At 73.8% G+C, this 11452-nt stretch carries 9 protein-coding genes and 1 tRNA gene; 7 read left to right on the plus strand and 3 right to left on the minus strand.

Annotation, left to right across the window (positions count from 1 at the left end):
• Positions 1-60 precede the first annotated feature (60 nt).
• The gene (locus AC4H2G_RS02075) at positions 61-480 is read left to right on the plus strand and encodes a WhiB family transcriptional regulator (RefSeq protein WP_285821151.1); all 420 of its coding nucleotides are present in this window, start codon (positions 61-63) and stop codon (positions 478-480) included.
• On the opposite strand, the gene AC4H2G_RS02080 is transcribed toward AC4H2G_RS02075, so the two are convergent.
• Positions 460-1554 (minus strand): ThiF family adenylyltransferase, encoded by a 1095-nt coding sequence (locus AC4H2G_RS02080; protein ID WP_494364085.1) that lies wholly within the window; start codon positions 1552-1554, stop codon positions 460-462. The genes AC4H2G_RS02075 and AC4H2G_RS02080 overlap by 21 nt on opposite strands.
• Before the next feature lie 280 nt (positions 1555-1834).
• On the opposite strand from AC4H2G_RS02080, the gene AC4H2G_RS02085 reads away from it, so the two are divergent.
• Complete coding sequence (locus tag AC4H2G_RS02085) at positions 1835-2410, plus strand: YgjP-like metallopeptidase domain-containing protein (protein ID WP_494364086.1); 576 nt, start codon at positions 1835-1837, stop codon at positions 2408-2410.
• Here AC4H2G_RS02085 and AC4H2G_RS02090 read toward each other — a convergent pair.
• Complete coding sequence (locus tag AC4H2G_RS02090; protein ID WP_494364087.1) at positions 2407-3960, minus strand: zinc-dependent metalloprotease; 1554 nt, start codon at positions 3958-3960, stop codon at positions 2407-2409. The two genes, AC4H2G_RS02085 and AC4H2G_RS02090, sit on opposite strands and share 4 nt — an antisense overlap.
• 198 nt (positions 3961-4158) lie before the next feature.
• Between AC4H2G_RS02090 and AC4H2G_RS02095 the strand changes: the two genes are divergently transcribed.
• Together AC4H2G_RS02095 and AC4H2G_RS02100 are read left to right on the plus strand one after the other, a co-directional pair.
• On the plus strand, positions 4159-5136 hold the full coding sequence (locus AC4H2G_RS02095) for a Rossmann-fold NAD(P)-binding domain-containing protein (RefSeq protein ID WP_494364088.1): 978 nt from the start codon (positions 4159-4161) through the stop codon (positions 5134-5136).
• Positions 5137-5226: 90 nt separating this feature from the next.
• Complete coding sequence (locus AC4H2G_RS02100) at positions 5227-6351, plus strand: YlbL family protein (protein ID WP_494364089.1); 1125 nt, start codon at positions 5227-5229, stop codon at positions 6349-6351.
• A gap of 45 nt (positions 6352-6396) precedes the next feature.
• On the opposite strand, the gene AC4H2G_RS02105 is transcribed toward AC4H2G_RS02100, so the two are convergent.
• Complete coding sequence (locus AC4H2G_RS02105; RefSeq protein ID WP_494364090.1) at positions 6397-6984, minus strand: PPA1309 family protein; 588 nt, start codon at positions 6982-6984, stop codon at positions 6397-6399.
• Positions 6985-7119: 135 nt separating this feature from the next.
• Here AC4H2G_RS02105 and AC4H2G_RS02110 point away from each other — a divergent pair, with 135 nt between their 5' ends.
• From AC4H2G_RS02110 to AC4H2G_RS02120, 3 genes are all read left to right on the plus strand, one after another.
• On the plus strand, positions 7120-10158 hold the full coding sequence (locus tag AC4H2G_RS02110) for a UPF0182 family membrane protein (RefSeq protein WP_494364091.1): 3039 nt from the start codon (positions 7120-7122) through the stop codon (positions 10156-10158).
• 127 nt (positions 10159-10285) lie between these two features.
• A complete protein-coding gene (locus tag AC4H2G_RS02115) occupies positions 10286-11311 on the plus strand; it encodes an aldose 1-epimerase (RefSeq protein ID WP_494364092.1) in 1026 nt (341 codons plus the stop codon).
• A gap of 63 nt (positions 11312-11374) precedes the next feature.
• Positions 11375-11448: transfer RNA gene (locus tag AC4H2G_RS02120), tRNA-Met, on the plus strand.
• Positions 11449-11452 lie beyond the last annotated feature (4 nt).

Consider the following 11452-nt stretch of genomic DNA (forward strand, 5'->3'; position numbering starts at 1 on the left):
GTCCCTCGGGTCCTGTGACGACGACGTTCACATCACGACAGGACATCACTGGAGGACATCGTGCGGCTCACCGCGCTGCTCGACAACATCACTGCCCAGGGCGGATCCGGCCCCTGGGCACCCCACCAACCGCTCGCCACACCGCTGGGCGAGAAGGACGCGGCCGAGTTCGACCGCCTCCTGGCCGGACTCCTGCCCTGCCGCACCAACGACCCGGAGCTCTGGTTCGCCGAGCGTGCCACCGAGGTCGAGGAGGCCAAGGCCCTGTGCCGCACGTGCCCCCTCGTCGAGGGATGCCTCGCCGGCGCCGTCGAGCGTCGCGAGCCCTGGGGCGTCTGGGGTGGCGAGGTCTTCGTCGACGGCGTCGTCGTCGCGCGCAAGCGCGGCCGCGGTCGTCCGAGCAAGGCCGAGGTCCTCGCACGTCAGGCCGAGGAGGCTGCGCGCCTCGAGGCCGAGGCGTCAGCCTCGGCCGCGGCCTGACGTGCGGGCCGACCGCACGAGCGGGGTCCCGTCCGGGGGCGCGCTCGTCAGCTCGCCGCACCCGCACAGCGGGTGGCGAGACGTCTCGCGCAGCCGCGGCATCGCATCGGGAGCACGGATCTCGAGGCATGCCGCGGCGGTGCGAGGCGTCGACCCGTCGACGAAGGCCAGGACCTGGCCCGCGGCGACGGAGGCGGCGACCGCCGCGACGACCGACTCCTCGTGCTCCGCAGCGGCGACGTCGCGCAGCTGCTGAGCGACCTGGGGCCAGCACGGGTCCACGTCCGTCCGGTGCAGGTCGACGCACCGCAGGCACGGGTCCAGTCCCGGCCGCACGAAGGGGCCCACGAGCACGTCGGCCTCCCGCACCACCACCGACAGGTGCGCGACCCCGTCCCCCACGAGCTCGCGGACCCGCCCGGGATCGGCCGCCCGGTGCTCGACCACGACGACGAGGTCCGGAGCCCGGGAACCCTCCGCCGCGCCCGACGACCGTCCGCCCCGTGTGCGGACGTCCGGCGAGATCTCGCCCAGCAGACGGGTCAGCGCGGCGTCGCGCCGAGCACCGACGTCGCGCAGCCGGTACCCGCCCAGACCGACGTCCGTGAGCAGCACGGGCGACGTGTCGTGCAGCGTCACGGTTCCCACGCCGGCGGTCGCGAGCGTCGTCGCGAGAGTCGCCCCGATGCGGCCGAGCCCTACCACCGCGACCTCCGCGCGCTGACGGCCCGCGAGCACGCGGTGGGCGTCACCGTCCGGGAGCAGCGCACCGAGCACTCCCGTCTCCGCCTCACCCCCACCAGGAGCCGGGGACACCGCGGCCGACGACGGCGGTGGGACGAGGAGACGAGCGTCGTCGAGCAGGCGCAGGAGCGCCTCGCGCCGCGCCGTCGGGAGGCTTGACGCGTCGCGGCGGGTGCGCGCGGTGTCGGTCATAGCCCGCATCCACGACTCCTCGGCGGCGTCGAGCCCGACGAACCGGACCGCCCAGCGCGGGTCGGTCCCGAACTGCAGCTCGCCCGGGGCGCGCCGGAGCACGTGCGTGGCGGGGCGCAACCTCTGACGTGACGGCACGGTTCCTCCTGGGTCGCCGGGTCCGGCCCGAGCGGGACCGGACGACGACCAGCAGCGTCGCACGGGGGACCGTGTGCGACCGGGTTGTCCACAGGCCTGCTCGGCGGAGCAGCACACCGTCGGCGCCCGGAGGTGCCGCTCGCCTCGCCGCCGAGGGCTGGTGAACCCTTGACCGCCACCCGGCCGAAGCGCGACGCCCCGACCTGCTGCCGCCCGCCAGCACGCGAGGGTCTCGGCGTGGGCCCTGCCATTTCATGGCGAGAACCACTACGGTCTTGGCGTGGTCCGAGAGACGGTCGTGGAGGTCCGGCGCAGCCGCCGGCGCAAGAGCACCGTGAGCGCGTACCGCGACGGCGAGCGGACGATCGTCGCGATCCCCGCCCGGTTCACGCGCGAGCAGGAGCGCGAGTGGGTGCAGCGCATGCTCGACCGGCTCGCCGACTCCGAACGTCGACGGCGCCCCTCGGACGACGAGCTCGAGCGGCGTGCGGCCGAGCTCTCGGCGAAGTACCTCGACGGCCGCGCCCGTCCCGCGAGCGTGCGCTGGGCCGGCAACCAGGACCGCCGCTGGGGGTCGTGCACCCTCATCGACGGGTCGATCCGCATTTCCACGCGCGTGCGGGGCATGCCCGGATGGGTGCTCGACTACGTCCTGCTGCACGAGCTCGCGCACCTGCTGCACGCCGGGCACGGACCTGGCTTCTGGAAGCTCCTCGAGAGCTATCCACGGACCGAGAGGGCGCGCGGCTTCCTCGAGGGGGTCTCCTTCGCCCGTGACGCCACGGACCCCGCCGCGCTCGACGACGGTCCGGACGATCCCGACGTCGACCGCGCCGCCCCCGGTCCCGTCGGTTAGGCCGGGCCTCCGCCGCTCCCCGGCGCACCCGGCGTGTCGTCCGTCCGGCGGTCGTCGTCGCGCGTCTCGTCGTTCTCCGTGTCGTCACCGGCCGGGGCGTCACCGGCCGGGTCCTCGCCGGCCGTGCGGAAGATCTCCTCGAGCGCCTTGTCGACGTCCGCCTCCTCGGCGCGGGCCGCGTCACGACGGCCGGCGTACCCGGCAGGGTCGTCGAGGTCCGTGGCGTCGGGCAGGAGGTCGGGGTGGTCCCACACGCCGTCGCGCGCCGGGGCCCCCGACTGCGCGGCGATGAGCGCCCAGAGCGCTGCGGCGTCGCGCGACCGACGGGGGCGCAGCTCGAGCCCGACGAGCGTCGAGAAGGTGTGCTCCGCCGGGCCGCCGGCGGCGCGACGTCGGCGCAGCATCTCGCGCAGCGGCACGGCGTGCGGGAGGTGCGGCAGCGCGGCGGTCGCCGTGACCTCGTCGACCCAGCCCTCGACGAGCGCGAGCGTCGTCTCGAGCCGCAGGAGCGTCGCCTGCTGCTCCGGCGTGTTCTGGAGCCCGAACACGCCGCCGGACAGTGCTTGCTGGAGCGCGCCGGTGTCGGTGAGGTCGACGTCGGTGAGCTGTGCCTCGAGCGCGTCGAGGTCGATGGTGATGCCGCGCGCGTAGGCGTCGACGAGACCGCGCAGGTGCCCCCGCAGCCAGGCCACGTGCGTGAAGAGCCGAGCGTGCGCCGCCTCACGGAGCGCGAGGAAGAGGCGCACCTCCTCCGCCGGCGCGTCCAGACCCTCGGAGAACGCGGTGACGTTCGTGGGGAGCAGCACGGTGGCCGGCCGGTCGAGCAGCGGGAGGCCGACGTCGGTCGCGCCGAAGACCTCGCGCGAGAGCGTGCCCGCGGCTTGCCCGACCTGCATCCCGAACACCGCGGAACCGAGGCGCTGCATGAGGGCCGCGGGGTCGCTGCCGAGCCCGCCCGCAGGCATGCCCGGCAGCTGGAACCCGATCGCGGGGGGTGCGTCGTCCTCGATCCCGAGCTGGTCGCCGAGCTGGTCGCGCAGCACGGTGGAGAGCGCCTCTGCCACGGAGGCCGCCACCGGCGCGACGAGCTCGTTCCACGCGGGCAGCGTCTGCTCGACCCACTCGGAACGGCTCCACGCGTGGCTGCGGCCGCCGGCCGGGGGAAGGTCCGTCACGGCGTCGAGCCACAGCTCCGCGACCGACAGCGCCTGCGTCACCTCGCGCTCCTGCGCGCCCGTGACCGAGGGGTCGCCCTCGGCGACGGCGACCTGCCGCGCGACGTCGTGCGAGACGTCCGTGTTGACCGGCCCGTCCGTCGGCGTCGAGAGCAGGCGCTGGACCTGCGCGAGGACGTGCTGGAAGAGCTGGGGGTCCGCCGCGGCGCCGCCGCCGGCGGACAGGGCCGCGGGGTCGAAGCCGCGGGCGCGCAGCTCGCGCAGCGCCTCGTCGGCGCCGGGGCCGAGCATCGAGCGGAGCAGCTCCTCGAAGCCGCTGTCCGGCCCGTCCGGGTCGTCGGGCCCGGGCGTGCGGTCTGGGGGCAGGCTGCTCATGGGGACTCCTCGGGGTAGCGTCGGGAATCACCGTAACCACGATCGAGCGCCGAGAACGGGGGCTGGCCCATGTCCGAGGGCGGGGTTCGCTCACGGCGCAGCGACCCGGCGTCCGCGACGGACAGGTCGACGGATCCGGCGGCGGAATCGGCGACGGTCTCGTCGGCGGTCTCGTCGGAACTGCGTGACGTCGTCGTCGTGGGGGAGGGTCAGGTCGCGCGGGCGGTCCGGGAAGGGCTGGCAGCCGAGCACGGGACGCCGGCCGCCGACGATCCGCAGCGACCGTGGCCCGACCATGTGCGTCGCGTCGTGCTCGTCGTGCCGGCGGGCGAGTTCGGTCCCGCCCGCCCGCGCGGGGAGCCCGGCCTCTGCGCTCGCGACCGCCTCGTCGCCGAGGCGCGGTGGGTCGGTGAGGCCGCGCGCACCCACGGGATCGAGCACGTCGTCGCGGTGACGTCGGCGATCGTCCACGGCGCGGCTCCCGGGCGCGCGGTCGTCGACGACGACGAGGTGCCCGACCCGGAGGCGGCGGGCGTCGCGGGCGACCTCGTGGCCGCCGAGGACGCCCTGCGCGAGGGGCTCGGTCCCGTCCCGCTGGCCGTCGTCCGGCCCGCCGTCGTGGTGGGTCCAGGGATCGACACGATCCTCACGCGCCACTTCGAGGCGCCTCGCCTGCTCACGGTCCGCGGGGGAGACCGCACCTGGCAGCTCCTGCACGTGGAGGACCTCGTGAGCGCGGTGCGCGTCGTCCTGGACGCCGGGCTCGAGGGTGGGCTCACGGCCGGTGCCCTGCGCGACGGTCGTCCCGACGAGCTCGACGCGGAGACGGTCGCGACGGTCGCCGGGATGCGGACCGTCCAGCTCCCCGCGGTGACGGCCTTCGGTGCCGCGGAGCGGCTGCACCGCGTCGGCGTGCTGCCCTCCCCGGCGAGCGACCTCGCGTTCGTCGTCTACCCGTGGACGGTCTCCGCGGCGCGCCTGCACGACGCCGGGTGGTCACCTGCGTGGTCGAGCGCGGCGGCGCTCGAGGTGCTGCTCGACCAGGTGCGGGGTCGTCTCGGGATGGGCGGGCGCCGGTTCGGCGGGCGCGACGCCGCGGCGCTCGGCGCGGCGGGGGCCGCCGTCGCGGTCCTGGGGACCGCAGCGGTGTGGCGACAGGCACGCGCCCGCCGTTGACGCGGGGTCGGCAGACCGACGCGCGTGGCCGCACGCGCCGTCGGGCACGGCCGTCGTGGAGATCCCAGGATCCTCGGGGATGATGTCCCGGTGAGCGACACGCCCTCCTTCGACGACCTCCTCACCGAGGACGACGCCCCGCCCCCCGTGACCCGCCGGTCCCTGACGTTCGGCATCTCCTTGCTCGCCACGACGCTCCTCGTCGCGGGTCTCGCCGTGCTGCCGGCACCGTACGCGGTGCGTTCGCCCGGGCCGACGGAGGACACGCTCGGCGAGCAGGGCGGGGCCCCGCTGATCTCCATCACGGGCGCGGAGACGTTCGACTCGACGGGCGAGCTGCGCCTGACGACGGTGTCGGTCGCGGGCGGCCCCGGCTACCCGGTGAACCTCGCGCAGGTCGTGCAGGGCTGGTTCGACGGGTCGCGCTCGGTGCGGCCGGTCGAGGAGGTCTTCCCGCCCGACCGCACGAAGGAGGAGACGGAGGAGCAGGGGCAGGCCGAGATGATCTCCTCCCAGGAGAACGCGACCGTCGCCGCGCTCACGGAGCTCGGCTACGACGTGCCCGCCACCCTGACGGTGCAGGGCGCGAGCCCTGGCACGGGCGCCGAGGGCGTCGTGGAGCCGGGCGACGTGATCGTCGCGCTGGACGGCGACCCGGTCCCGACGTACCAGGACCTCATCGACGGTCTCGCCGCCGTCACGCCCGGCGACGACGTGACCCTCGGCGTCGTGCGCGGCGGCGAGCAGACCGACCTCACGGTCACGACGAGCGACGGCGGCGACACGGCGCTGCTCGGCGTGTTCATCGACCCGGCGTTCGACTTCCCGGTCGACGTGACGATCCAGATCGACGACATCGGCGGACCGAGCGCCGGGACGATGTTCGCGCTGGGGATCGTCGACCAGCTCACCCCGGAGGACGAGGCGAACGGCGTGTCGATCGCCGGGACCGGGACCATGAGCGTGGAGGGCGACGTGGGCCCGATCGGGGGCATCCAGCAGAAGCTCTACGGCGCGCTGCGCGACGGCTCGACGTGGTTCCTCGCGCCGCAGGCGAACTGTCCGGAGGTCGTGGGGAACGTCCCGGAGGGGCTGCACGTCGCGGCCGTCTCGACGCTCGCCGACGCGCGGGAGGCGATGACGGCGATCGGCGCGGGGCAGGGCGACTCGCTCCCGACGTGCGAGGCGCGCGGCGGGCCCCGGTCGCCCGGCTGACCCCGGTCGCCCGGCGTCACCCGTCCGGCGTCGCGGCGCCGGCCGTCACTCGAGCGTCGCGTACAGCGCGGTGACGAGCCCGGGCACGAGGTCCGGTCCCGACGCGACGTCCGTGGCGGCGTCGTGCGCGCGGGACCGGACCGCGCACCAGGCCGGGCCGTCGCGGAGCACGCCGACGGCGAGGCGGACGTCCTGGCGGTCCGGGTGGCTCGCGAGGTAGTCGAGGGCGGCGTCGGGGTCCTCCGGGACGCCCTCCTCCGCCGACGGCGGGAGGACGACCCGTTCGACCACGAGCGCCGTGCCGTCGACCGACGAGGGCCAAGCGACTCGCGCCAGGGCCTCGTCCAGGTCGCCGTCGACCGCGAAGCCCTCCTGCTCGACCGAGAGCAGGTGGTGCGGGTCCGTCGTCGCGGCCTCGACGACGTCCGCGGGCAGCCGCTGCGCCAGGGACGGGTCGTCGGCCAGTGCGCGCGCGGTGCTGACCAGGGCGAACAGACGAGGCGGGGCGTCCCAGCCGGCGTCGGCGGCGTGGGTCTCGACCTCGTGCACGGCCAGCGCGAGCGAGCGCTGGGCAGCGGGCAGAGCGGGGGTGGCGGGGGTGCCGGTGGGGGTGGTGTCGTCGGCGCGGGGCATGTCCCCATCGTCGCAGAGCGACGGGGGCGCCGGACGTGGGAACCTTGGGGGAGGTGTGGGCGTTGACCCGGTGGGCACGTCCCTGCCGACCGCCCGCCGCACGTCCGAGTCACGACGCAAAGAGGTATACCCACCGTGTCTTTCGCCGCAGCGCCCCGCCGGCCGTCCTCCGGGGCGCGGCCCGCCCGGCGCCGGAGCCCGATCGGGATCGCGATCGCCGTCGTCGGCGTCCTCGTCGTCCTGCTGCTCCTGCTCGCCCAGTTCTGGACCGAGGTCCTGTGGTTCACCCAGCTCGACTACGAGCGCGTGCTGTGGACCCAGTGGGGGACGCGCATCGCGCTGTTCGTCGGGGGCTTCCTCGTCATGGGCGGCCTCGTCTTCCTGTCCTTCTCGCTCGCCTACCGGAACCGGCCGATCTACGCGCCCTCCACGCCGGAGCAGGCGACGCTCGACCAGTACCGCGAGGCGGTGGAGCCGCTGCGCAAGGTCGTGATGATCGTCGCGCCGGCGCTCGTCGGGTTCTTCGCGGGCGCCGCGGCGGCGTCGCAGTGGCAGACGGTGCTGCTCGCACTCAACTCCGTGCCGTTCGGTGAGACCGACCCCCAGTGGGGGATCGACCTCGCCTTCTACCTGTTCACGCTGCCGGCGGTCCGCTTCCTCGTGAGCTTCCTCATGGCGGTCGTGATCATCTCGGGCATCGCCGCGCTCGCGACGCACTACCTCTACGGCGGACTGCGCGTCGGCGGTGGCGCCGACTCCGGCCCGCGCACCACGACGGCCGCGCGCGTCCAGCTCTCCGTCACCGCTGCGATCCTCATGGTGCTCATCGGTGCCAACTACTGGCTCGACCGGTACTCGATCCTCACCTCGGGCGGCGCGAAGTTCGACGGCGCGTCCTACGCCGACGTCCACGCCGTCATCCCGTCGAAGGCGATCCTCACAGTCGTCGCGCTCTTCGTCGCCGCGCTCTTCGTGGTGACCGCGGTGCGGGGCAACTGGCGTCTGCCGGCCATCGGCGTCGGGCTCATGGTGGTCTCGGCGATCGCGATCGGCGGGATCTACCCCTCGGTCGTCCAGCGCTTCCAGGTCACACCGAACGCGGCGGAGTTCGAGGAGGAGTACATCCAGCGCAACATCGACGCGACCCGGGCCGCCTACGGCATCGACGACGTGCAGACCGAGCAGTACAACGCCAAGACCGAGGCCGAGGCGGGCGCGCTGCGCGAGGACGCGGACACGACGGCGTCGATCCGCCTGCTCGACCCGGAGATCGTCAGCCCGTCGTTCAGCCAGCTCCAGCAGAACAAGCAGTACTACCAGTTCTCCCGTTCGCTGTCGGTCGACCGCTACACGATCGAGGACGAGAGCCGCGACACCGTCATCGCCGTGCGCGAGCTCAACCAGGACGGTCTCGGTCCGGACCAGCGCAACTGGGTCAACGACCACACGGTCTACACGCACGGGTTCGGCGTCGTCGCGGCGTACGGGAACCAGATCTCGCCGGACGGGCGGCCTGCGTTCTACGAGGGCTCCATCCCGTCGACGGGCGCCTTCACCGACGCCGGCGGCTACGAGCCGCGCATCTACTTCTCGCCCGAGGCGCCGCAGTACTCGATCGTCGGGGCGCCCGAGGGCACGGAGCCGTGGGAGCTCGACTACCCGGTCGACGACGACACCGGGCAGGTGAACAACACCTTCCCGACCCAGGATCTCGCGGGCGGCCCCGAGGTGGGCACGTTCATGAACAAGGTGCTCTATGCGCTGAAGTTCGGGTCCGAGCAGATTCTCTTCTCCGACCGCGTGACCGAGGACTCGCAGATCCTCTACGACCGCAGCCCGCGCGACCGCGTCGCGAAGGTCGCGCCGTACCTCACGCTCGACGGCCGCGTGTACCCGGCGGTGGTCGACGGACGCGTCAAGTGGATCGTCGACGGCTACACGACCTCGAACGGCTTCCCGTACTCGACCTCGGAGTCCCTCGAGGAGTCGACGGCGGACTCGCTCGTCGCCGCGAACTCGGTCGAGGCCCTGGCCCCGCAGCAGGTGAACTACATCCGCAACTCGGTCAAGGCGACGGTCGACGCGTACGACGGGTCGGTGGACCTCTACGCGTGGGACGCCGAGGACCCCGTCCTCCAGGCGTGGACGAACGTCTTCCCCTCGTCCGTCCAGCCGATGTCCGAGATCTCAGGCGAGCTCATGAGCCACCTGCGCTATCCCGAGGACCTCTTCAAGGTGCAGCGCACGCTGCTCGCGAGCTACCACGTGGACGACGCACGACAGTTCTTCTCCGGTCAGGACTTCTGGCAGAGCCCGCCCGACCCGACGGCGAGCGGGAACGTCGCCCCCTTGCAGCCGCCGTACTACCTCACGCTGCAGATGCCGAGCCAGGAGGAACCGACCTTCTCGCTGATGTCCACGTTCATCCCGGGCGGTGACAGCGACCGGAACATCCTCACGGGGTTCCTCGCCGTGGACGCCGAGCCGGGGAACGTCGACGGCGAACGGTCGGAGGACTTCGGCACGCTGCGGCTCCTCGAGCTGCCGCGCAACGCGACGGTTCCCGGCCCTGGTCAGGTGCAGAACAACTTCGACTCGAACCCGACGGTGTCGCAGGAGCTCAACCTGCTGCGTCAAGGTGACTCGAGCGTCATCAACGGGAACCTGCTCACGCTCCCCGTGGGTGGCGGTCTGCTCTACGTCCAGCCGGTCTACGTGCAGTCCACGCAGGGCACGCAGTTCCCCCTCCTGCGCAAGGTGCTCGTGTCGTTCGGCGACGAGGTCGGGTTCGCCAACACGCTCGACGAGGCGCTGGACCAGGTGTTCGGCGGCGACTCGGGCGCTAACGCAGGCGACGCGGAGGGCGGCGTCGAGACCGAGGTCCCCGACCAGCCGGCCGACGGTGAGACGACGGAGCCCGACACGACCGACCCCGGCACGGAGGAGCCGGCCGAGACGCCGGCCCCGCCGGCAGGTGGTGAGGTCAACGGCGAGGCTCGGGCCCAGCTCGATCAGGCTCTTGCCGCTGCCCAGCAGGCCATCGAGGACGGCCAGACGGCGCTCGCGGAGGGCGACTTCGCGGGGTACGGCGAGGCGCAGGAGCGCCTGCAGCAGGCGCTCGAGGCGGCGCTCGCCGCGGAGCAGGAGCTCGACACCCTGCCGTCGGGGGGCTGACCCCGGCGGAGCTCGGGCGGGCGGGACCACCTCGGTGGTCCCGCCCGTTTGTCTTTTGGGCTCCGGGGCGCGAGGATCGCTCCTCGTGACCTTCCCTGCAACGGCTTGCAGCAACGATTTCAGAGCGGTGCCCGACGACGCACGGCCGTGGTCGCGCGACGCCGCAGGGACACCGGTGGCGCGGCTCGAGCACCCGTCCGGCGCCGAGCTCGTGGTCGCGGCGCACGGGGCCGCGGTCCTCGCCTGGCGTGCGCCCTGGCGGTGGCCTGACGGGTCCGTGAGCGTCGAGGAGCTCGTCGACGGGTTCGCCGACGACGACGAGCTGCGCACGCACGACGCGTCCCGGTCCGCGCTCATGGCGCCGTTCGTGAACAGGATCGCGGGCGGCACGTACGCCTTCGACGGCGTCACCCACGACGTCGCGCCGGTCGTCGCGGGCGAGCCCGTCACGATGCACGGGTTCGTGCGCGCGCTCGACTGGACGGTGCTCTCGCAGACGGACGCCGTGCGGTCGGCCGACGAGTCGGTGCTCCTGCTGACCACGCGGGTGCGTGCCGACGACGTTCCCGGGTACCCCTTCGCCGTGGTGTTCGAGGTCGAGTACGGCATCGGTCCCGCGGGTCTGCGCGTCGAGCTCCGGGCGACGAACACCGGCCAGGTGGACGCCCCGGTGACGCTCGGCTGGCACCCGTACCTCCGGGTCCCGGGCCACGAGCGCATCGACTCCCTCGAGCTCACCGTCCCGGCAGCCCGCGCGGTCGTCACGGGACCCGACCTCATCCCGCTCCCCGGGGCCGCCACCTTCGCGGAGATCGACGGGATCGGCCCGCTCGCGCTCTCCGGCGCCCGTCTCGACCATGCCTTCGCGTCCCTGCGCGCGGACGCGGACGGTCGGGCGCGGTCCGTCGTGCGCGACCCCCGGACGGGACAGGGCCTCGCCCTGTGGCAGCGCGGCGGGCTCGTCCACGTGTACACGGGCGACGGGCTCGCTCGTCGCTCACGTGCGGCGCTCGCCATCGAGCCCGTCAGCACCCTGACGGACGCGTTCAACCGGGCCGACTGCGAGCCCGACGTGCGCCTCGCACCGGGCGCGACCCGTCGGCTCGAGGCGGGGATCGAGCTGCTCGGGCAGCCGGTCGGCGAGCCGGCGTGACGCAGGTCTCGCCGACCCGATTTGGCCGGTCCGGCGGTGTGTGCGTAGAGTAGTGATCACCGACGCGGGGTGGAGCAGCTCGGTAGCTCGCTGGGCTCATAACCCAGAGGTCGCAGGTTCAAATCCTGCCCCCGCTACACA

The organism is Cellulosimicrobium sp. BMG9.23 (assembly GCF_059159985.1).